The 21099-nt window shown below is 54.2% G+C and carries 18 protein-coding genes; 6 read left to right on the top strand and 12 right to left on the bottom strand.

The genetic code is table 11. From position 1 onward, the window contains the following. The first annotated feature begins 5 nt into the window (after window positions 1-5). Window positions 6-1147, top strand: a protein-coding gene (locus NYE24_RS23350) for an IS3 family transposase (protein WP_342476556.1) whose coding sequence is annotated in 2 segments (ribosomal slippage) — window positions 6-279 and window positions 279-1147 — 1143 coding nt in all. Because the reading frame shifts where the segments join, the coding sequence is not laid out codon by codon here. 70 nt (window positions 1148-1217) lie between these two features. Here the strand turns inward: NYE24_RS23350 and NYE24_RS23345 are convergent. Continuing rightward, a complete protein-coding gene (locus NYE24_RS23345) occupies window positions 1218-2468 on the bottom strand; it encodes an ABC transporter permease (RefSeq protein WP_342476785.1) in 1251 nt (416 codons plus the stop codon). Beyond that, on the bottom strand, window positions 2465-3289 hold the full coding sequence (locus NYE24_RS23340; RefSeq protein ID WP_342476784.1) for an ABC transporter ATP-binding protein: 825 nt from the start codon (window positions 3287-3289) through the stop codon (window positions 2465-2467). The genes NYE24_RS23345 and NYE24_RS23340 overlap by 4 nt, the downstream gene beginning before the upstream one ends. A gap of 307 nt (window positions 3290-3596) precedes the next feature. On the opposite strand from NYE24_RS23340, the gene NYE24_RS23335 reads away from it, so the two are divergent. After that, window positions 3597-4064: a MarR family transcriptional regulator gene (locus tag NYE24_RS23335; protein WP_036700143.1), complete on the top strand. Its 468-nt coding sequence runs from the start codon at window positions 3597-3599 to the stop codon at window positions 4062-4064. A gap of 474 nt (window positions 4065-4538) precedes the next feature. Here the strand turns inward: NYE24_RS23335 and NYE24_RS23330 are convergent, their stop codons facing one another. From NYE24_RS23330 to NYE24_RS23320, 3 genes are all read right to left on the bottom strand, one after another. Continuing rightward, a complete protein-coding gene (locus NYE24_RS23330; RefSeq protein ID WP_076160127.1) occupies window positions 4539-6053 on the bottom strand; it encodes an MDR family MFS transporter in 1515 nt (504 codons plus the stop codon). Window positions 6054-6062: 9 nt separating this feature from the next. Further along, a complete protein-coding gene (locus NYE24_RS23325) occupies window positions 6063-6641 on the bottom strand; it encodes a GNAT family protein (RefSeq protein WP_342476783.1) in 579 nt (192 codons plus the stop codon). Window positions 6642-6820: 179 nt separating this feature from the next. Then, window positions 6821-7120: a hypothetical protein gene (locus NYE24_RS23320; RefSeq protein WP_036700151.1), complete on the bottom strand. Its 300-nt coding sequence runs from the start codon at window positions 7118-7120 to the stop codon at window positions 6821-6823. A gap of 230 nt (window positions 7121-7350) precedes the next feature. On the opposite strand from NYE24_RS23320, the gene NYE24_RS23315 reads away from it, so the two are divergent. After that, on the top strand, window positions 7351-7830 hold the full coding sequence (locus tag NYE24_RS23315; protein WP_036700153.1) for a GAF domain-containing protein: 480 nt from the start codon (window positions 7351-7353) through the stop codon (window positions 7828-7830). A 221-nt stretch (window positions 7831-8051) separates the two neighbouring features. Here the strand turns inward: NYE24_RS23315 and NYE24_RS23310 are convergent, their stop codons facing one another. The 3 genes from NYE24_RS23310 to NYE24_RS23300 form a co-directional block, all read right to left on the bottom strand. Continuing rightward, window positions 8052-10484: a glycogen/starch/alpha-glucan phosphorylase gene (locus tag NYE24_RS23310; protein WP_036700156.1), complete on the bottom strand. Its 2433-nt coding sequence runs from the start codon at window positions 10482-10484 to the stop codon at window positions 8052-8054. 107 nt (window positions 10485-10591) lie between these two features. Beyond that, window positions 10592-11695 carry a glucose-1-phosphate adenylyltransferase subunit GlgD gene (gene glgD, locus NYE24_RS23305; protein WP_341028566.1) on the bottom strand — a complete coding sequence of 368 codons (1104 nt, stop codon included), beginning with the start codon at window positions 11693-11695 and terminating at the stop codon, window positions 10592-10594. Window positions 11696-11718: 23 nt separating this feature from the next. Further along, window positions 11719-12882 (bottom strand): glucose-1-phosphate adenylyltransferase, encoded by a 1164-nt coding sequence (locus tag NYE24_RS23300; protein ID WP_342476782.1) that lies wholly within the window; start codon window positions 12880-12882, stop codon window positions 11719-11721. Between the two features lie 454 nt (window positions 12883-13336). On the opposite strand from NYE24_RS23300, the gene NYE24_RS23295 reads away from it, so the two are divergent. The 3 genes from NYE24_RS23295 to NYE24_RS23285 all read left to right on the top strand — a co-directional run bounded on the left by NYE24_RS23295 (window position 13337) and on the right by NYE24_RS23285 (window position 16191). Then, on the top strand, window positions 13337-14023 hold the full coding sequence (locus NYE24_RS23295) for a response regulator transcription factor (protein ID WP_036700162.1): 687 nt from the start codon (window positions 13337-13339) through the stop codon (window positions 14021-14023). Continuing rightward, window positions 14020-15489: a HAMP domain-containing sensor histidine kinase gene (locus NYE24_RS23290; RefSeq protein WP_342476781.1), complete on the top strand. Its 1470-nt coding sequence runs from the start codon at window positions 14020-14022 to the stop codon at window positions 15487-15489. Before NYE24_RS23295 ends, NYE24_RS23290 begins: the two co-directional genes overlap by 4 nt. A gap of 135 nt (window positions 15490-15624) precedes the next feature. Then, window positions 15625-16191 (top strand): FAD-dependent oxidoreductase, encoded by a 567-nt coding sequence (locus tag NYE24_RS23285; protein ID WP_342476780.1) that lies wholly within the window; start codon window positions 15625-15627, stop codon window positions 16189-16191. A gap of 70 nt (window positions 16192-16261) precedes the next feature. On the opposite strand, the gene NYE24_RS23280 is transcribed toward NYE24_RS23285, so the two are convergent. From NYE24_RS23280 to NYE24_RS23265, 4 genes are all read right to left on the bottom strand, one after another. Beyond that, window positions 16262-17245, bottom strand: coding sequence for a glycosyltransferase family 2 protein (locus tag NYE24_RS23280; RefSeq protein ID WP_342476779.1), 984 nt, complete (start codon window positions 17243-17245; stop codon window positions 16262-16264). 84 nt (window positions 17246-17329) lie between these two features. Beyond that, complete coding sequence (locus NYE24_RS23275; protein WP_342476778.1) at window positions 17330-19537, bottom strand: glycosyltransferase family 39 protein; 2208 nt, start codon at window positions 19535-19537, stop codon at window positions 17330-17332. A gap of 161 nt (window positions 19538-19698) precedes the next feature. Then, the gene (locus tag NYE24_RS23270) at window positions 19699-20244 is read right to left on the bottom strand and encodes a DUF1697 domain-containing protein (RefSeq protein ID WP_342476777.1); all 546 of its coding nucleotides are present in this window, start codon (window positions 20242-20244) and stop codon (window positions 19699-19701) included. A 41-nt stretch (window positions 20245-20285) separates the two neighbouring features. Beyond that, complete coding sequence (locus NYE24_RS23265) at window positions 20286-21086, bottom strand: aminoglycoside phosphotransferase family protein (RefSeq protein WP_342476776.1); 801 nt, start codon at window positions 21084-21086, stop codon at window positions 20286-20288. Between the last annotated feature and the right edge of the window lie 13 nt (window positions 21087-21099).

Below are 21099 nucleotides of genomic sequence, written 5' to 3'. Positions count from 1 at the left end.
TTGCGTTGGCAACCAGAGTGAGTTACCCCGTAGAAATAAAGATGAAAGCTATAGAAATGAGATTGGCAGGAGTACCCGTGAGCGATGTTATGAGACAGTTGGGCATACGAAATAGGACACAACTAAAAGTCTGGATGAAATGGTATCGCGAAGGCGAAATTCATCGCATGGAGCAACCTGTAGGTAAGCAATACAGCCTTGGAAAAGGTCCGGAAGCCACTACGGAGCTGGAGAGACTAAAGGCAGAGAATCGATTCCTGAAGCAACAATTGGACCTGCTAAAAAAGTACAAGGAACTGGAAAGGGGGTGGAACCAGAAGTTGTCGTTGCCTGGATCGAATCCATTCGGGCAGAAGTGAAGGTGTCGGAGGCTTGTGCGTGGCTTGGGGTCGCGAGAGCTACCTACTACCGCTGGAAGGCTGCCAGGACTCAACGTACAGATCGGATGGTGGAAAAGATAAGGCAGCTTTGCACTCTGCACAAATTCCGGTACGGTTACCGTAAAATCACGGCACTCCTTCGGGCAGAAGAGCCTATAAACCATAAACGGGTCCAGCGTATCATGCAGCGTGAGGGATTACAGTGCCGTGTGAGGATGAAGAAACGAAAGACTACGGGGCAACCGGCACAACCTGCAGAACATCTGTTAAAGCGGCAATTTCATGCAGCAGCTCCCTTGCAAAAACTGGTCACAGATATTACGTATTTGCCGTTTGGCGGCAAGATGTTGTACCTTTCAAGTATTTTGGATCTGTACAACGGAGAAATTGTCGCTTACAGTATAGCGGACAAGCAGGACACGTCCTTTGTATTGGATACGCTGGGCCAACTTCCAGAGCGGGCCAACATGCTGCTCCACAGCGATCAGGGCAGTGTGTATACGTCTCAGGCGTACCAGGCGGCAGTCAAAGAAAAAGGCATTACCATGAGCATGTCCCGTAAAGGAACGCCCGCGGATAATGCCCCCATCGAATCGTTTCATTCCACCCTAAAGTCTGAAACGTTCTACCTCGAAGATCTCATGTGTACAACGACAGCAATCGTTGAACGGACCGTTCGAGACTACATCACCTACTATAACTCAATTCGGATTCAGGCGAAACTAAATAACCAGTCGCCGGTGGATTTTCGGCGACTGGCTGCTTAAACTTGCAAGGTGTTTTGACCCCTGTCTCACAAACAGGGTGCAGTCCCTTGTGGAGGAAGGCTCTTTGCTGTTATCTTGCAAATCTGATGACACTGAAGATACGGCCGATCCAGATTCCGGCGGCAGCCCCGACAGGGATAAAGATCAGCAAGCCCCACCAGCCATAGGCAGGAATACAGAGCATAGCGGAGCACAGGACAGCGAAGGGCGTCAGCAGAATGGGCATCGCCTTGGAACCGGCGTCCGCCTTCTGCACCTTGGTGAACGGCAGAATGCCGATATAATCATCCCCGGAGAACAGATTCCAGAAGGAAGTCAGCCAGTAGGCCATCATACTCGTCAAGACAATATATAGCAGCCATTTCAGTACTACTGGCACAATAAAGTTGGCCACCAGCGACACTCCAGTGAACTGCAAGTACAGCTTGAGATGGGCCGGATTGCGCAGCATCGCCTTCATCCCTGCGGCGGCGAAGCGGCTCTCGGGCAACTTCGAGGCCAGCAGCGGCTGCGACTTGCGGAAGATCCAGGGCTTGTAACGTGTCGGCCGCGGCTTATCCAGCACACGGCGCAGCAGAATTGCTGCAATTCTCATCCGCTGCTTGTAGTCTTCGCGCACATCATTGATGAACGTGCCGCGCAGGCGCAGGCGTGCTCTGAAGGCCAGGACGGTCACTGCCGCATAGGCGGCAGCCGCAAGGAACAGAAGGGTTGGGCTATCCTTCCAGAAGAGCGCAAGACGCAGGTAGATCCCGCAGGGCACGGCCACCGCCAGGATCAGCCACAGCCGGCGGCGGAAGCCCTGACGCTGCACCTTGACGATATGACCCAGCAGCTTAACGGCCCAGCTGCAGGTTATGGTCAGCGCCAGCAGGCCATAGGTGCTTGCCGCGCTCAGACCATAGCCGCGGATCAGAAACGGCAGCAGAATGACGTACACCGCCGCCATCTTCAGCGCAGTTACCGCTAGGCTATAGACCATGCCGCCTTTGAGAATCGTGCTGATCCAGTTCTGCCGCTGCCGCAGGAACAGCAGATCGCCTTCCTGGAGCAACAGCACGATACCTCCGGTAGCCAGCAGAATGGCCAGCAGCGAAGGCACGATCACAAAGGGTACATGGCTGAACCAACCCGGAAGATTGCCATTCCAGTAGCCATAGTAGAAGCGGCCGCCGAGCAAGCCCCCCGGGATGAGAATATACAGCAGGACTGTCCAGTCTACAGCCGTACGGATAATAGCAGTCTGCTCCCGGAAATGGGAGAACAGTCTTCGTCTTAAGAGATTCCTTGCAGCCGGGAACGCAAATGAATTCCGGCTCATGTTAATTCGTCGAAGCAATCAAACAGCGATCCCTCCGGCAGCCCCGCTTCCCCGCGTATCGCCGCAAGTGTCCCCTCGGCGGCAATTTTGCCTCCGGAGATCAGAATGAAGCTGTCGCAGATTTTCTCCGCTGTATCCAGAACATGTGTGGACATCAGCACCCCGGCACCGCGCTCCCGTTCCGCCTCCAGCAGGCGCAGGAAATCCTTGGTGGCCCTGGGATCAAGCCCGATGAATGGCTCATCCACTATATAGACATCCGGCTGTACCAGGAAGCCAAGCATGAGCATCATTTTCTGCTTCATCCCCTTGGAGAAGCCCGCAGGCAGATCATCGCGCACATGGGTCATGCTGAACTGTACCAGCAGTTGTTCCGCCGTGGACTCGAAGGCTTCATAGCTTAAGCCGTAGGCGGCAGCGGCCAGATCCAGATGCTCCCACAGCGTAAGGTCCTCGTAGAATACCGGCTGCTCCGGCACGTAGGCGTAGGACTGGTTCTCGCCGCCCAGCTTCACCCGGGCCTTGGCATGCTTCAGCAGACCGAGCAGCGTCTTGATCGTAGTGCTTTTGCCGGCCCCGTTCGGTCCGATCAGTCCCAGCAGTTCGCCCTTTCTTACCTGGAAAGAGATTCCTGAGATGCGGATATCTCCTGCCTCATAGCCCGCTTCCTCAATCACCACATCAAGCACAGTATCCTCATCATCGTAGTCATCATCGTCGTCGTAATACTTGTTGATCCGCTCCTCCGTCTGCTTCGGAGCCTTCTGTTCCTCTGAGCCTTCTGTCTCTTCCATGTATCTCTCCATCTCCTGTATCATCATTCAATATAATGCGATCATAGCACCCTGGACGGGCCTTTGCTGCAATAATTTTCACCCTTTACTCTCTCCGCAGCCTGTAGCCTTCATTATACGAATAACCGGTCACCGACTTCAAATTCCGCACAAGAATACATTTTTATGCACCTTCAAAAGATTGTTCAATTTTTTATAATTAAAAGTGTGCTTATTGTGACAAATGACATGTTCTTCAATCTTTGTTTGACGTATTGTAAAACTAGATATCAGGAAGCAAGTATTCCAAACCGTGCGGATAAGCCCGTACGATTAACAATAGAGGTGGAGAAGCATGATACAATCCTATGAACGCGATACTCAGTTGACCCTGCATTTGTACAGAGTTTTTGCCAAGTCCTTCAAGAGCATTAACGAGCATGCTGTAACCGGCAGCAAGATCGAAGGCTTCAACCCGACCGCCTTCGCAGTCATGGAGGTGCTCTTCTACAAAGGACCACAGCCAATCCAGCAGATCGGTGCCAAGCTGCTGCTTCAGAGCGGCAACGTTACTTATGTGATCGACAAGCTGGAAGAACGCGGCTATCTGCAGCGCAAGCCTTGCCCTAGCGACCGCCGTGTTATTTTTGCCGAGCTGACTACAGAGGGCGAACGCCTGATGAACGAGATGTATCCGAAGTACTCAGAGCGCCTGCATCTGGCCTTCAGTGGACTCAGCGACGAAGAGAAGGAACAGATGATTGTGTTGCTTAAGAAAATGGGCCTGCAAGCCGAGAAGCTCTCCCCGCTCCCGCGCAAATAAGGCTAGTTAAGGAATCGGGGGTTGTGAATCTATTCACTAATTCAACCAGTTATCAGAGTATGGGCTGCTCCAAAAAGCATGAATCGGCTGCTTGGAACAGCCCTTTGTTTTGAGCGGGATCAACGTGAGCACTTGGGTGGACGCTGCGTGAACGGACCGCATTCAGGCTATGCGCCTGTGTCTGAGCACAATGTATGCTGTTTTTCACATACAATTACAATTTAGTTCATATGCCACGTACCCGCCATGGTATGTGGTTGTATGCATACCTTACCTTCAGCCCTCAGTCACATTCAGCAACCCAGTCATTCTACGAATCACTCATGTGCAACATAAAAATTATATTTTCAAAAAATCGCTCCTTGGGTAAATGGAAGGTCCGCCATCCATTCCCAAAGGAGCGATTTCTTTGTATGTTCAAAAACCCTCTCGATAAATCTCCTAATCAGGAGAATCAGTGCTAAGACTTGAAGCTTAATGCTTCGAAGGTGTGCTTGCTTCCTGTATGGAAGGCACCCCTCGATCAAGGCGTACTGAGATCACCAGAGAGATTACAGCGAACACCGCCATTACGATGAACAGGGAGTGCAGGCCGCCCTCCAGCGCACCTTGCAGACTGCTCCAGGCTTCCTTAGGCAGGACGCTTCCGCTATGCGGGTTAAGCAGCTGGTTAATATCTGCGCCAGAGACGGCAGCTCCTGGCTGTTCCGCCAGGCTCCGGTCAATACTGAAGTTCAACCACGAGCCGAAGATCGCCACCCCCACCGTCTGCCCGAGTGAGCGGGTGAAGGTGTTCAGTGCCGTAGACGCACCGCGCTGCTCATGCTGCACCGAGGACTGGGCGATAATGGTGAAGACGGTCGAGGCATAGCCGAAGCCCACCCCGCAGCACAGCATCAGCACCAGAAGCAGCTGCTGGGAGGAGTCTGCATTCATTAGCGTAAGCCCCACGGCCGCGACAACAATCAGCGACAGGCCGAGCATTCCCGTACGGCGCGTGCCTGCACGCAGAATCATCCGCCCGCCCGCAATGGAGCCCAGCATCCAGCCGACCGACATCGGCGCCAGGAGCAGGCCTGAGAGGGCGGCACTTTTGCCGAATACGCCCTGCACCCACAGCGGAACATAGGTAGACAGGCCGATAATCAGCGTGCTGACCAGCAGGTTCGCCCCTGTAGAGACCGCAATATTACGGATGGAGAACAGCTCCAGCGGCAGCATCGGCTCAGCGGCCCGGCGCTCCACGAACAGGAACACCACCAGCAGCAGAACAGCCGCCAGAAGAATGGACAGCAGCAGCGGAGAGTCCCAGGGCAAACTCTGCCCCCCAGTTGTCAGGCCAAACAGCAGCGCCCCCATCCCCGCAGCGAACAGCAGCACTCCGGCTACATCGATCTTCGTCTTACGGCGCACCTTCTCTTCCTTCAGGTACCGTGAGATGAAGATAATCGACAGCAGGCCGAACGGCAGATTGAATACGAATACCCAGCGCCAGCTTAAATAATCGACTACATAACCGCCTAGCAGCGGCCCTACAAGCGAAGAAATCCCCCACACCGAGCTAAGCAGCCCCTGCGTCTTAGCCCGTTCCTTCAGGCTGTAGATATCTCCGATAATGGTAAAAGTCATCGGAATCAGCGCACCGGCACCAATCCCCTGTATCCCCCGGTAAATAATCAGCTGCTGCATACTCTGCGAGATTCCGCATAACAGCGAGCCTGCCAGGAAGACTACAGCGCCGCCTATGAACACGGGCTTCCTCCCGATCAGATCACTCAGCTTGCCAAAAATCGGCGTGGTCACGGCCATCGCCAGCAGATACGCTGTAAAGATCCAGCTCAGCCACTGCATCCCCTGGAAATCCCCTACGATGGCCGGACCCGCAGGACCCGTTACGGTCCCTTCAATTGCTGCCAGAAATGTAGCCAGCAGTACGCCTGTCAATATTAACTTTCGCTGCTTTTCCCCCAGTGAACTCAATGAATCCATACCTTCTCTCTATGTTCTCTCTGTTCTCTCTCCTGCACCCGTATCTCCTTGCAGCAGGGAATACATTACTACATCCTGATAGCCGGAAGCCGTATGCCGGTATTGCCGCAGCAGCCCTTCCTGCCGGAAGCCAAGTCCCGTGAGCAGCCGCTCTGCGCGAAGGTTGTCCAGGTGGCACAGGGCTTCCATCCGGTTCAGCCCCATGCTCTGGAAGCCGAAGGCTAGCACCAGCTCCAGCGCTTCCCGCATGTATCCTTGGCACATGGCTGCCGGTGACAGCTCGAAGCCGATCTCTCCCCGGTAGGCGCCTTGAAGCTGCCAGTGGTTATAGCCGCAGCTGCCAATGACACTGCCTTCCGGCCCCAGGATGCTCCAGCGCAGGCTCTCTTCCTCCGCAGCCCACTCCGCCAGCAGGGCAATCAGTGCTTCTGCATCCTCCACAGAGGACAGAGGGGGGCCATCCAGCCAGGGCGCTACCGCCGGATGGCTCCAAATCCCGAACAGCGCCTGCGCGTCCGCAGGCAGCATCGCCCGCAGGCGCACCCTCCGTCCGCTTAATTCCGGGATTACCCCTCCGCACACATACATGTTCCCGTCCCCTTTCAACCCTACCAGTATACACTCTATTCTGCCCGGGCGGCGCGTTTACCTCTCACTTCCGCTTAACCATCACAAACAGCGTCTGACCCTATGGCTTGCCGCCACACGGTCAGACGCTGTACCTTATACCTAATGTTATGTTACATTCCGTACAGCAGCATTCAGAATTAACCTGACGCACCCGCTGCCTTAACCGGCTTAAGCACCTCAGTGCACAGCACGCCAAGCTTGGCCTGAATGGCTTTGAATTCTTCGATTCCCGTTCCCGTAACACTATAAGCGTCGCCATGGGCGGTGAGGAAATTCTCCTGGGTCAGCCGTTCCAGCTCCTGTTTCACTTCGCGCTCCGCCACCCGGTACCCCAGGTTCTCCAGCTCCGGCAGCATTTCCGTTAGTGTCAGATCCTTCTCATGTGCACAATATAGCATATGGATTCCAATAAACAAGTTCTGTACGTCGGCGCGCATATTTCACTCCTTCTGGCTACTAGCCTGCTGTATTTATAAAAGCATTACCCTGCCCTGAGTTCCCGGAAACATCCTCACTTCTAGGATTCTTTCTTCTTACTCTTTTTCCACTAAGCGGAAAAACCTGTTAATCCTTGATTATACTTGACGTATCACGCTTCCCTGTACTATCTTGATAGTTAACAGTTATGGGATTCATACTGACTCAAGGTACAGGAAGGTGATGCTTCATGTTTCAAGCCATGCCTTATGATGGCACTCGTAGCGAACGGTTCGAAGCCGTTCTCAGCCAGCTCGGGGCACTGATGGAGGGTGAACCGAACGCCATTGCCAACTTGGCCAACGCTTCGGCACTGTTAAAGCTCTCTCTGCCGGACACCAACTGGACCGGTTTCTACTTGTTTGACGGCAAAGAGCTGGTGCTCGGACCCTTCCAGGGACTTCCGGCCTGCATCCGGATTCCGCTGGGCCGCGGCGTCTGCGGAACCGCAGCCGCTGAACGCCGCACGCTAGTGGTCGGCGATGTTCATGCCTTCCCGGGACATATTGCCTGTGATGCTGCCTCTAACAGCGAAATAGTTGTTCCCCTGGTCAAAGGGGACACCCTCTATGGCGTACTTGATATCGACAGCCCGCTCAAGCACCGCTTCGACGACGAGGAGCGCCGCTTCCTCGAACGGTTCGCAGCCATGGTATCCGAGGTGCTGTAAGGCTAGCCTTCATTATCAGCAGCAAATAAGCCCTGAACCGCAAAATAACCCCGCAAAGTGGAGCTTAGCTTTGATGATGACTCAGGTACTTTGCGGGGACCCCAAAACATATCAATTCTTATCTATCAAAAAAGCCGCCCCACCGCAGGAATGATTCCTGGATGGGGCGGCTTTTGCTGCCCTGATTACACCGCCTGAAGCTGCGGCCCGTACCTATGGCGTTACAGCCGGACCGGATCGATATGCCAGATCTCGGCGGCGTAGCGGCTAATCGTATTGTCGCTGGAGAACTTGCCGGAATGGCCGATATTGATGATGGACTTCTTCAGCCATTCCTTCTGGTTCCGGTAAGCCAGGTCAATCTTGACATGGGTCTCCACATAGCTGGCGAAATCCTTAAGCACGAAGAATTCGTCATTGTTGTCAATCAGCGACTGGAAGAGCGTATCGAACTCCTGGGCATGGGAACTGAAGGGGCCAGGGACGATTAGCTGATCCAAGACTTCTTTTACCCGGCCATCGCCATTGTAGATATCGCGGGCGTGGTATCCGCCGTACTGGTAATAATCAAGTACCTGCTCTGCACGGAGGCCGAACAGGAACATATTATTGTCCCCTACCATCTCATGCATTTCCACATTAGCCCCGTCCATGGTTCCAATCGTCAGCGCACCGTTCATCATGAACTTCATATTGCCGGTACCGGAGGCTTCCTTGCTCGCCGTGGAGATCTGCTCGCTGACATCAGCGGCCGGAATAATCTTCTCCGCCAGCGATACAGAATAATTCTCCAGGAAGAAGATACGGATCTTCCCGTTAATGTCCGGGTCTTTGTTCACTACATCAGCCACCGTATTGATCAGTTTAATGATCCGCTTGGCCAGATGATAGCTTGGAGCAGCCTTGGCACCGAAGATGAAGGTCCGCGGCACGATATTAATGGATGGATTATCCTTGATCTGATTATACAAATGCATAATATGAAGCACGTTCAGCAGCTGACGCTTATAGGCATGCAGGCGCTTGACCTGTACATCGAAGATCGAGTCGGGATCTACCGCAATACCGTGCTTTTTCGTGATATATTCAGCCAGATGCAGCTTGTTGCGGCGTTTGATGGCGGCCACCTGCTCCTGGAAGGAGGCATCCTCACTGTATTTGATCAGTCCGATCATCTCCTGTGGCTGATGCAGCCAGCGGGTGCCGATCGACTCGCTGATCAGTCCGGCAAGCTCGGGATTGGCATGCTGCAGCCAGCGGCGGTGCGTAATGCCGTTGGTCTTGTTATTGAAGCGGTGCGGATACATCTCATTGAACAGCCGCATCTCACGCTTTTGCAGAATCTCGGTATGCAGCGCCGCTACACCGTTCACACTGTGGCTGGCAACAATCGCCAGATGCGCCATCCGTACCTGATCGTCATGGATGATCGCCATCTGATTGATCCGGTCCTGGTCTCCAGGATATTTGCTCATCAGTTCGCCGCAGAAGCGGGCGTTAATCTCTTCAATAATCAGGAAGATGCGCGGAAGCAGCTCTCTGACCATGCCGATCGGCCACTTCTCCAGGGCTTCGCTCAGAATGGTATGGTTGGTATACGATACCATCCGGGTAGTCATGCTCCAGGCGTGATCCCAGCCCAGATTATAGACATCCATCAGAATGCGCATCAGCTCAGGGATCACCAGCGTAGGGTGAGTGTCATTGATATGCAGGGCTACCTTGTCAGGCAGGCTGTCAATCGGCAGGCCTGTCTTGGCGAAGGTCCGAATAATACTCTGCAGGCCGGCACTGCACATGAAGTACTGCTGTTTCAGACGAAGCAGCTTGCCTTCGTACTGGGAATCATCGGGATACAGGAATTCAGAGATGGATTCCACCGAACGCTTGTATTCCAGAAACTTGTGATAATCCGTACCGCCCTGAGCGCCGAAGACTCTCGATGGCTGGGTGATGGACTCAGCACTCCAGTTACGCAGCGTGTTCACATGTCTGCGGTCTGCACCAATCACCGGGATATCATACGGAACCGCCCGTACAGCCTCATAATCCTTGTGCTCGAACACAAGCTCATCATTCTCCCAGCGGGTGTCCACATGTCCCCAGAAATGCACCTCTACCTGTTTATCTTCGCGGCGAACTTCCCACACGTTGTCATTCTGCAGCCAGTAATCCGGGAGTTCCACCTGATAGCCGTCTACAATCTTCTGCTCGAACAAGCCGTATTTATAACGGATGCCGCAGCCGTGCCCTGCATATTGCAGGGAAGCGAGCGAATCCAGGAAGCAGGCTGCAAGGCGGCCCAGCCCCCCGTTGCCCAGGCCGGCATCGGCTTCGACCTCTTCGATATCCTGCAGACAGAATCCCAGATCCGCAAGGCCCTCGCGAACGACCTCCAGCACACCCATGTTCAGCAGGTTATTGCCCAGCAGCCTGCCGATCAGGAATTCCATGGAGAAATAATATACCTGCTTATCCTTGTCGATCTTGAACTTCTGATTGGTGGCCGCCCAGTCCTTACCGGCATTCTCGCGGATCATGTTGCCGAGAATATTATAAATGTCGGCGTTCGAAGCTTCTTCAAGCGGCTTGCCTAATTTCCCGATGAGTTTCTCGCGGAACACTTGTTTGAAAGTCTCTTTATCGTTGAACAACAGCAGGTTCCTCCTTACAGGATGCATGTATTTGTTGATAATAGTGCCTATTACAACACTGGATCAGGGGAAATGCCCCTAGCGGTACATTTCCCCTGATCCAGATATTATATCTTGCTGCTCTTGGCTATGACAAATGGACGCCTGCTGTCTCCAACGAGTATCCGGTCTTTGCTGAGATGCACATCTTTGTCCATGATCACATTCTCAATCACAGCATTCTCTTCAATGACGCATTTCTGCATAATCACAGAATTAATAATTCTCGCACCCTTACGAATCTGTACGCCCCGGAAAATAACGCTGTTCTCCACTGACCCGGCGATTACACAGCCGTTGGCCACCAGCGAGTTGCTGACCGACGCACTGTCCAGATAACGGGTTGGCGCCTCATATTTAATCTTGGTCTGCACCGGATTCTCTTTGAACAGACCGAAGTAATTCTCCTGCTTCAGCAGCTCCAGGCTGTTCTTATAGTAACTCTCCAGCGAATTGATAACGGCATGGTAACCCTTATATTCATAGGCGGAGATTTTGAATTTGTGGCGGTTCTTCTGAATGGCATCGCGGAAGAAATAGCTCTCGCCATGGGCAATGCAATGCTCCACCTGCTCCAGGAACAGCTTCTTCTCCATAATGAAGATGTCCAGATACACATTCGGATGATGCTTCTCATGGTGAATATTCGTCACTAGATTGTCGTCATTAAGCTCGACCCGCAGGCACGGGTCATGCTCGGGCTGAAGCTCGTCAATCTGCTTGTAGACCATCGTTACGTCCGCACCCTGTTCCAGGTGATACTGATAGAGGTCCTGCAGGTCCACCGTGTTAATATGCTGGCTGCCGGAGAAGACGATGTATTTGGCCGAAGCCCTTTTGAAGAAATCCAGATTGTTATGATAATGCTGCAGGTCGCCCAGGGAGGTGTCCGTAGGGTCATTCCAGTCCGGTGGCAGGATGAACAGTCCGCCATGCTTGCGGTTCATATCCCACGATTTGCCGTCGCCGAGATGATCCATCAATGAACGGTATTTGCGGCGGACGAACAGCCCTACGCTCTCCAGCTCCGCACGCATCATGTTCGACAAGACGAAGTCGATCAGCCGGTAACGGCTGGCGAAGGGGACCGCTGCTCCGCAGCGGAAATAGGTCAGTTCATTTAAATTATCCAATTCATGATCAAGATTAATTACACCCATAAGCTCTTTCATCGGAATCCCCCGCCCTCTTGTGGTTATATGGTTTTGGCTGCTACAGATTTGAGCTTCTTGCTTCGTTTGTCGATCAGCAGAATTTCATTCTCATTCTCCCGGTCGGCGCCGATTTCCATATTATCCTCAATGACCGTGTTCTGACTGATGATCGCTTTGTGAATTCTCACGTTCTTGCCGATCTTCACCTTGGGCATAATGACAGAGTCGGTGATGACACTGCCTTCGCCCACTTCAACCCCGTAAAAGAGGACAGAGTGCTTCACCTCGCCATGCACGATGCAGCCTTCATTAATGATGCAGCTCGATACCTTGGCTCCCGGTGCCACATATTGTGCGGGCTGATTCGGATTACGGGTGAAGATTCTCCAGCCGGTATCATTCAGGTTCAGGGGAGGCGTATCGCTCAGGAGATCCATATTCGCTTCCCACAGACTGTCTACCGTACCTACATCTCTCCAATAGCCTTCAAAAGGATAAGCGTACAGCGATTGGCCTTCACCCAGCATCATCGGAATAATGTCCTTACCGAAGTCATGCGATGATCCGGCGTTCTCCCCGTCCTCAAGCAGATGCTTGCGCAGAACATCCCATTTGAAAATATATACCCCCATCGAAGCAAGTGTGCTCTTAGGCTGGGCTGGCTTCTCTTCGAACTCATAGATCTTCAGGTCATCTTCTGTATTCAGTATGCCGAAGCGGCCTGCTTCCTCCAGTGAAACGTCAATGACTGAGATGGTGCAGTCCGCATTCTTGGATTTGTGATATTGCAGCATCGCATGATAATCCATCTTGTAAATATGGTCTCCCGACAGAATTAACACATGCTCCGGATCGAACTGATCCACGAACTTCAGATTGCGGTAGATCGCATCTGCCGTTCCCCGGTACCAACTGCTTCCGTTCTCCCGTTCATGCGGAGGCAAGACGAATACGCCGCCATCCTTGCGGTTCAGGTCCCAGTCGCTGCCGACCCCGATATACGAATGCAGCACCAGCGGTTCATACTGTGTCAGCACACCCACGGTATCGATGCCTGAATTCGAGCAGTTACTTAGAGGGAAGTCGATGATGCGGTAGGTTCCTCCGAAATATACAGCCGGTTTGGCAATCGATTTGGTCAGACTTTTTAATCTTTTCCCTTGGCCTCCCGCCAATAGCATGGCTACCATCTCTTTTTTCTTCATGGAAGAGCCTCCTTGACTTATGGGTAATGGAACATGTAATAAATTAGGTTGAATGAGTGATGCTGTGAAGTGCAGACCTAAATAGATACCCTAAAAAGAAGTGTTGTGAAAAGATTTAACCCAAAAGAAATGCCTAGACAGGATGAATACGGGTTGTACGGGGAGGAAAACAGCTGAACGGGACATGTTGTATCCTTATATTCTAATAGTGTTCTATGCCCGCCGTAAAAAACCCTTTATTACCTGAACTAAACTGTTTAAATTTATAACTATATTTCATATTCATGGCGCGATAAGTCACTATAATTAGATTAACCATTATGATTAACCGCAATCAGCCGGGATGAATCGAATCCGTGGCTCCAAAGGCCTATTTCAGCAAACGTTCAACCGGGGAATTCATACTATGGACATACTACACTAACTTCACTTACTCAAAATGGAGGAAATGCCAATGAAAGCGACACAAGGTATCCGGCTACTCCTGGTGGATGATGAGCCTCATATCCTTCAGTTTCTGGAGCTGGGCCTAATGAACGAAGGCTTTGAGGTACAAACCGCCGCAGATGGCGCTGAAGCCCTGGCAACGGCAGCCGACTTTAAGCCGCATGTTGTTATCCTTGATGTAATGATGCCCGGTATGGACGGATTCGAGGTCTGCCGGTGCCTCCGTTCCGAGGAAGCGGAGGTGGCGATCATCATGCTGACCGCCAAGGATGAGGTGGACGACCGCGTGGCGGGCCTGTCTCTTGGCGCAGATGATTACATGGTGAAGCCGTTCAGCTTCGAGGAGCTGCTGGCCCGGATTCAGGCCCGGCTGCGCAACCAGTTTCCCGGCCTGCTCGGTGAGGTCCGGTGCGGCCCCTTCCGGATTGACGGCCGCCGCAAGGAGATCCGCCATAAGGAGGAGGTGCTGGAGCTGTCTCCGACTGAATATGAGCTGCTGCAGTATCTGGTGATCAACCACGGACTGGTCCTGAGCAAGCCGATGATTCTCGACAAGGTGTGGGGCTATGACTTCGGCGGGGAGGAGAATATCGTGGAGGTCTATATCCGCTCCCTCCGGGAGAAGCTCGGCGACAAGGAGCACCGGATCATCCGCACCCTGCGCGGGGCGGGGTACCGGGTGGATCTGGTATGACTGCCCGGACCCGTAGATTCACAGGCAGATTCCATGCTCCGCGTTCCCTGCGCAAGCAGCTGCTCGCCGCCTCGCTGCTCATTCTTTCAGGATTGCTTATACTGATCGGCACACTCCAGTATGTACTCATGCGGAATTTCATATACAGCAACCGGGCGGAGGCGATGGAGACCCAGATACGCTCTGTGCCATTTGAAATCTTCAATAATGCAGGTAACAGACGGCCAGGGGGAGACCGGCGCCCCCTGCTGCTCGACGCCCATACTACCCTCGCTATCTATAATCAGGACGGCAGCTTCATGGATTTGAAGGAAGAGACCCTGTCCGCTTCGCCTGCACCAAGAATGAGTAATGAGGCCTATGACCAGCTGTTGAAGCTCACCCAGGACAAGAGGGGCGGGAGTTACCAGCTGATTCCCGCCGGGGATGGCAGCGAGCATCTGGCGGTCTTCATGAATCTGGGCAGGCCCGGAGCTGCCCGGATGCTTCTGCAGATGACGGTGGAGACCGGACCGCTGAAGGATGTCATCCTGCAGCAGCTGCTTATCTTCGGCGCATTGTCGGTAACGGCTCTGCTGGCCGGGCTGCTGCTGTATTTGCCTGCGCTGCGCAAAACGCTGGTCCCCTTATCCAACATGGGGCGTTCGGCCCAGATTATCGATGCCGGCAACCTGAATGTGCGGTTCCCTGAGGAGCAGGGCCAGCTTGAGATCGACCAGCTCGCCCAGTCCTTCAACGGCATGCTGGAGCGGCTGGAGATTTCGTTCAAGAATGAGCGGGAGGCGAAAGAGCAGATGCGCCGGTTCGCCGCAGATGCTTCCCATGAACTGCGAACGCCGCTGACATCCATCTACGGCTTCCTGGAGGTCCTTCTGCGCGGAGCTGCCGATAACCGGGAACAGCTCTACAGCGCGCTGAACAGCATGCACGGTGAAGCCAAGCGCATCAACAAGCTGGTGGAGGACCTGCTTCTGCTCGCCCGGATGGACGGCGCACCCCGGCTGCGGGTCAAGCAGGTACTGCTGGGCGAGCTGATCGACGACATGCAGGCGCAGCTCCGGGTGCTGGCCGGAGAGCGGCAGGTCGTCTTCGACCTGGCCTGCGGCATCCGTTGCCTGGTTGATCCTGACCAGATCAGACAGGTCCTTCTTAATCTATTCCACAATGCGGTTCAGCATACCGATGAGCTCAAGGGCATCATCCACATATCGCTACACGCCGGGGGAGAATTAGCAGAGCTTACCGTGAAGGATAACGGCTCCGGCATCTCTGCGGAGCATCTCCCGCATGTGTTCGACCGCTTCTACCGCAGCGATTCCTCCCGCACACGCAAATACGGCGGCTCCGGGCTTGGATTATCGATTACGAGGTCCATTGCCGAAGCTCATCAGGGAGAAGTTACTGTATCCAGCCCCCCGGGTGAGGGGGCTGCCTTCAAGGTCTCTCTTCCATGTCTGCGGAATTAGCCAATGAGCTGTAAATAGCGATATAATAGTTCTGCGAAGTGTATGCTTCCGAAGCGAGTTTTGCGATGTGATTCAACGAGGTTTATGCTATCAAAACTTAAGTGTATGCTTTCAAAACTTTTAGGAGGTTATCTCATGTACGAAATCGCCATTATCGGTGCCGGTCCTGCCGGTGCAAGCGCCGCCCTGTTCGCTGCCAAGGCCGGCAAAAAAACACTGCTGATTGACAATGACAAAGGTATGACCCGCAGAGGCTGGTATGAGAATTATTACGGAATTAGCGAGATCGGCGGACCTGAGCTGGTAGAAACCGGACATAAGCAGGCGGTGAAGTTCGGGGCCGAGCTGGTTGCCGGACAGGCGACGTCGCTTGAAGCCAGCGGTGAGGGCTTCGTCATCGGGACAGAGAGCGGGGCTACTTATGAAGCTAAGCATGTCGTGCTGGCGACAGGTGTTCTGACGGATCTGGCTGCCGCAGCCGGGGTAACGACCAAAGAAGGTACGGAGCCAAGAATCAAGACGGTGATTGCCGCCACACCGGAAGGCAGAACCAATATCGACGGGATCTGGGCCGCCGGAACCGTTGCCGGAATGAGTGTCCACGCCATAATCACTGCCGGGGATGGCGCCAAGGTTGCCGTCAACATTATCAGTGAGCTGAACGGCGCACGTTATGTCGATCATGATTTGCTGAAGGCTTAGCAGAGACTACATAAGAAACGCCTTTCCTTAGGGAGGAGAGGCGGTGCTTTTTTGTGCGAAAGAACTATGGTTATTTGTTGAGATTGGCGACTCTCTGCTCCTGCGCGCTCTGCTGCGGCCTGCCGCTGTAGAACTCCTGAACGATGTAGAGGGGACGGCCCTTCGATTCATCATAGATCCGTCCGACATACTCGCCCAGAATGCCCAGCATGAGCAGCACGAACCCGTTGAAGGTCAAGGTGATCCCGATCATCGATGCCCAGCCCTTCACGGCCGCATCCGTAAAGAGTGCCAGGTACAGCACATACAGCAGGTACAGGAAGCCGGATACGGACAGCAGTGCTCCAAGAACACCCGCCAGCTTCAGCGGCTTATAAGAGAAGGAGGTAATGCCATCCAGAGACAGCTTAAGCATCCGCCCTAACGGATATTTGGTCTCTCCGGCCAGCCGCTCCTCCCGCTCGTATTCTATCGCCTTCTGGCGGAATCCAACCCAGCTGACGAGACCGCGCACGAAGCGGTTCTTCTCCGGCAGACGCTTCAGCTCGTCGCAGACCCTGCGGTCCATCAGGCGGAAATCGCCAGTGTCCACCGGAATAGAGATATCTGTCGAATAACGCAGCACCCGGTAAAATAAGCTGGCCGACCACTTTTTGAACAGGGACTCTCCGTTTCGCTTGATCCGCTTGGCATATACGACCTGGTAGCCTTGCTTCCACTCGGCAATCATCTCCGGAATCAGCTCGGGCGGGTCCTGCAGATCCGCGTCAATGATCACAACCGCATCGCCCAGCGCATAATCCATCCCTGCGGTAATAGCAACCTGATGCCCGAAATTGCGGGACAGATCGATCAGCTTCACACTTTCATCCCAATAGCTGTATTCCTCGATCATCTGCGCGCAATTGTCCGTGCTGCCGTCATTAATGAAGATCAGCTCGTAAGGCTCGCCTGTTGTGCCCATTACTTTTTTGATGCGCCGGTAGGTTTCCTGAATAACAGCCTCTTCATTGAACATCGGTATAATAATGGAATAGCGCACTTGGATACTCATGGGCAGCTCCTCCTCAAAAGTAGTAAGGAAGCGCGGCGACAAAGGGCCGGATATACGCGCTTCCAGATCTCCTGCTTCCGCAGGTTAGTTCAGGGTTATCTCATAAAGGGTTCCGGCATTGCCGCTGTTCTGTGTTCCCTGCCAGTCTGCGGCAGGAACCTCGGTCCCGTTCGATGTAATCCATTCCGTAATCTCCGAGCTGCCGCCGCGCCCCCCGCCCATGCCGCCGCTGGTGACCAGGAAGTACTTCACCTGCCCGCTCTCTATAAGCTCCTTCAGGCTGTCCGGGGTGTAAGGCGTATCTGACGCATTGAAGCCGTTCAGGATAACAACCTGCTCGCCTTCGTCGATGATATACGGGCCTGCCGTTCCATAATCCATCGCTGCGAACAGATATTTCTCGCCGGTGTTATGCTCCTTGAGATAGCCCAGCAGAGAATCATTAATACCAGCGGAGTTATTCCTTCCCCCCATGCCGCCCATTCCGGCCCTGGTGTCCACGTCAGGCGCATTGCCCATGTTGCTTATATTCCCCCTACCGAAGGTGAAGGAGCTGCCGCTATCCGGACCAGCTGCCGGCGTCATGCTGTTATTGCCATAGACAATCGGTGTGAATGCCCAGTAGAGAGGGCCAATCAGCAGCACCAGGAACCCTGTTACAGCAGCGGCATGTATCCAGGAATGCTTATTTCGTACCGTTTCCAGCAGCCGCAGAATGATTAGCAATACAGTCATTGCAATACCTGCGGCCAGTATGCCCACGGACCACCCGCTGCCGATGGTATCGTCATACGGACGGATAATGTACACCTCAAGCACCGTTGTAGCCAGCACCGCTGCGGGCAGCAGCCAGGACAGCCAGGTCTTCCGCTCCTTATAGTAGCTCCAGAGCTGAGACCAGCCTGCACCTGCCAGCGCCGCCACCGGCGGAGCCATCATGATCAGGTAGTACTGGTGGAAGAAGCCGGCGATGCTGAAGAATCCCATGACCGGAATCAGCCAGGCCAACCAGAACAGGGCTTCCTTATGCTGCCGGGTGAAGCTCCTGCGGCGCAGGCTGGCCAAGATCCCGATGCTGCCGAACAGCACGAACGGCAGCATCCAGCTCGCCTGGCCGGACAGCTCCTGCTGGAACAGCCGCAGCGGACCGGCAGTGCCTGTGTTGAACATCCCGCCACCGCCCATCCCACCGCGTCCGTTCGGGCTTCCGAACCCGCCGAATCCGCCGCTCTCTCCTTCTGCGCGCCGTCCTCCATCCTGACCGCCCGGCACCATTCCGCCACCGCGTCCGTCCTGGCCTGGTGCAGTCCCGCCGCTGTCACGGCTCTGATTGTCCCCGGCGGCGGAATCACGGCCGTTCATCGTCCCTTGCCCGTCTGCGCCCCCTTGCCCGTCAGCTCCATCCATGGGCGGGAATTCACCGCTTAAGTCCAGCATTTCCCCGTTCATTCCTGGCATACCACCACCGCCCAAGCCGCCACCTCCGGCTCCCCCAGTACTACGGTCACCGGTCAGACGGGACACACCGTTATAGCCAAAAGCCAAATTAAGCACAGAGTTGGTGCCGCTGCTCCCGATGTAAGGACGCTCATCGGCCGGAATGGAATCGACAATTACAGCCCAGGATAGAGACACTGCCAGCAGTACGGCAGTGCAGGCTGCAAGGGTGCCGGTCTTCTTTTTCCAGTTCACCTTGGCTGCCAGGAGATAGAATAGATAGAAGGCCGGAAGAACCATATAAGCTTGCAGCATCTTCTCATTGAAGGCGACACCGATGAGTCCGAAAGCTGCCAGCAGGCTGCCAAGCCGGTGGGTCCGGGTGCCTCTGAACAGGAACCATGCCGCCAGCAGCAGTGTGAATACCAGCAGCGTATCAATATTGTTCGTCCGGCTTACCGCTGCTGCTACCGGAGTAGCGGCCATAACGAGCGCTGCAAGCCGTGCCGCCGCCCGTCCGAAGGTTGGCTTCACCAGCAGATAGACTAAGAGTACCGAGCCTACACCGCTGAGCACCTGCGGCAGAATGACACTCCAGCCATGCAGGCCGAAGACCAACGCGCTTAAGGTCTGCAGCCAGAAGGTTACCGGCGGCTTATCGACCGTTACAGACCCTGCCGAATCCAGGGAAGCGAAGAAGAAGTTATGAAAGCTCTGCAGCATGCTGCCCACTGCGGTTGTATAGTACGTATTGGCATATTGGTCATTCCAGATTCCGTATCCGTACAGGACGGCTGCCAGCAGCATAATCATTAGCAGGACAACATCGATACCCGGCCTCTTCAGTAATTTCATTGTATGATCCACTCCGATTCGTTCATTTCTTAGGTGTATTATGGCATCTGTACCTTAACCCGTAATGAATGCCCGCTGAATGTTTGCTGAATGTGCCGGACACGCCAAATACCCCGCCAGGAGATGTCCCGGTGGGGTATTTGGTAGAGCTACTATTTCCTTTACGGCTTACGGGCCAGTGCGGCTACCTTGTTCAGGGTGTTCCAGTTGCGAGCAGTAAGCGCCGTTCCCAGCAGCTTGTCGAACGGCACCTTGAACAGCGGCGACTCGCTCACACTCACTTCATAGAAGGCATACAGCTCCCTGCCGATCACCCGCAGCTTATCAGCTCCATCCTCATAGGGGCGGAGTTTCTCCAGCGCTTCAGCGGCTGGCTCCGCTGCCAGGAACGAGACGTACAGTCGCTTGTAGGCTTCCTGCTCACTCTGCGGGAACGGATTGCCGGCAATAACTGCCTCCAGCTCCTCCAGAGAACGGATCATCACCGGTACTTCAAAGCCGAAGGTCTCCTGAATCTTCCCGCTAATCATCTCGGCCAGCCCCTCGCCGGTTAATGCTTCACTCTCAAATATAACATTGCCGCTCTGGATGTAGGTGCGTACATTCCTGAATGGAAGTGTTCCGAGGGTGGCCTTCAGGTCCTGCATTTTGATCACTTTGTTGCCGCCGACATTAATGCCGCGCAGCCATGCAATATATGTATTCACCAGCACTTCCGCCTCCCCTATACAGTCTCTTGCTTGCAGCGCTATGCTCTCAGACGTCTGCGGATCTCACGGACCAGCAGCTCCTTCTCGGGAACCGGAAGTCCCTCCACCAGCCGTGCGGCTGCTACCGGCAGTATCCACGGTTCGATATCCGCAAGCGTCAAGCCTGACAGCTTCAGATACCTGCCGACATATTGCGCGGTCAGCCGCTTCCTGGCGAACCCCAGGAACCCCTTAGCGAACACGGAAGCCTGCGGAGGCATGGCCCCGATACTGAACATGATTACTGAACGTGCCACATCTGCCGCAGGATTACCGTGGACGCCGGTCATCCAGTCAATGACCCACAGCTTATCGTCCATCAGGATATTATCCGGGTGGAAATCGCCATGGCATAGCTTCTCCCCATCCGGCAGCCGGGCAAGCCGGGACAGAATCTGTGTTTTCTCCTCGGTCTCAAGCATGGGTGCCGCGATAATCTGCTGTTCCAGGCGCTTCTTCTGCGCTCCGGCTTCGCCCATGCCGTCAAGCTGATGGAGGCTGTAATGCAGGGCGGCCATCTGTTTGAAGCCGCTGAAGTTCAGCCACGGCTTCCGGTTCATCTGCTTCAGCAGGGTAGGACCGGCGATCTGCTGATATACAATTCCCTGTTTGCCCTCTACAACTACCCGCTCATGGGGCTGCGGAGTAGCAACACCTTGTTCATAGACCCATTTACTGATGCGGTATTCCAAGTCCACATGTTCTTCTGGAACATCGTCACGGTACAGCTTAAGAATCCTTCCTTCCCCGTACTCCAACACTTCAGCCGTTCTGCCTTGGCCGATCACCTTCCCCTGCATATACGCACCCTCT

The organism is Paenibacillus sp. FSL H7-0350 (assembly GCF_038593195.1).
GTDB lineage: Bacteria > Bacillota > Bacilli > Paenibacillales > Paenibacillaceae > Paenibacillus_AQ.
This window is presented reverse-complemented; position numbering and strand designations above follow the sequence as displayed.

What these genes read in the sequence shown, in the direction of transcription:
- NYE24_RS23345 (WP_342476785.1), bottom strand. Translation starts at nt 2,468, where the DNA reads ATGAGCCGGAATTCATTTGCGTTCCCGGCTGCAAGGAATCTCTTAAGA.
- NYE24_RS23265 (WP_342476776.1), bottom strand. Translation starts at nt 21,086, where the DNA reads ATGCAGGGGAAGGTGATCGGCCAAGGCAGAACGGCTGAAGTGTTGGAG.
- NYE24_RS23325 (WP_342476783.1), bottom strand. Translation starts at nt 6,641, where the DNA reads ATGTATGTGTGCGGAGGGGTAATCCCGGAATTAAGCGGACGGAGGGTG.
- NYE24_RS23320 (WP_036700151.1), bottom strand. Translation starts at nt 7,120, where the DNA reads ATGCGCGCCGACGTACAGAACTTGTTTATTGGAATCCATATGCTATAT.
- NYE24_RS23295 (WP_036700162.1), top strand. Translation starts at nt 13,337, where the DNA reads ATGAAAGCGACACAAGGTATCCGGCTACTCCTGGTGGATGATGAGCCT.
- NYE24_RS23335 (WP_036700143.1), top strand. Translation starts at nt 3,597, where the DNA reads ATGATACAATCCTATGAACGCGATACTCAGTTGACCCTGCATTTGTAC.
- NYE24_RS23300 (WP_342476782.1), bottom strand. Translation starts at nt 12,882, where the DNA reads ATGAAGAAAAAAGAGATGGTAGCCATGCTATTGGCGGGAGGCCAAGGG.
- NYE24_RS23315 (WP_036700153.1), top strand. Translation starts at nt 7,351, where the DNA reads ATGTTTCAAGCCATGCCTTATGATGGCACTCGTAGCGAACGGTTCGAA.
- NYE24_RS23290 (WP_342476781.1), top strand. Translation starts at nt 14,020, where the DNA reads ATGACTGCCCGGACCCGTAGATTCACAGGCAGATTCCATGCTCCGCGT.
- NYE24_RS23280 (WP_342476779.1), bottom strand. Translation starts at nt 17,245, where the DNA reads ATGAGTATCCAAGTGCGCTATTCCATTATTATACCGATGTTCAATGAA.
- glgD (WP_341028566.1), bottom strand. Translation starts at nt 11,695, where the DNA reads ATGAAAGAGCTTATGGGTGTAATTAATCTTGATCATGAATTGGATAAT.
- NYE24_RS23285 (WP_342476780.1), top strand. Translation starts at nt 15,625, where the DNA reads ATGTACGAAATCGCCATTATCGGTGCCGGTCCTGCCGGTGCAAGCGCC.
- NYE24_RS23275 (WP_342476778.1), bottom strand. Translation starts at nt 19,537, where the DNA reads ATGAAATTACTGAAGAGGCCGGGTATCGATGTTGTCCTGCTAATGATT.
- NYE24_RS23340 (WP_342476784.1), bottom strand. Translation starts at nt 3,289, where the DNA reads ATGATGATACAGGAGATGGAGAGATACATGGAAGAGACAGAAGGCTCA.
- NYE24_RS23330 (WP_076160127.1), bottom strand. Translation starts at nt 6,053, where the DNA reads ATGGATTCATTGAGTTCACTGGGGGAAAAGCAGCGAAAGTTAATATTG.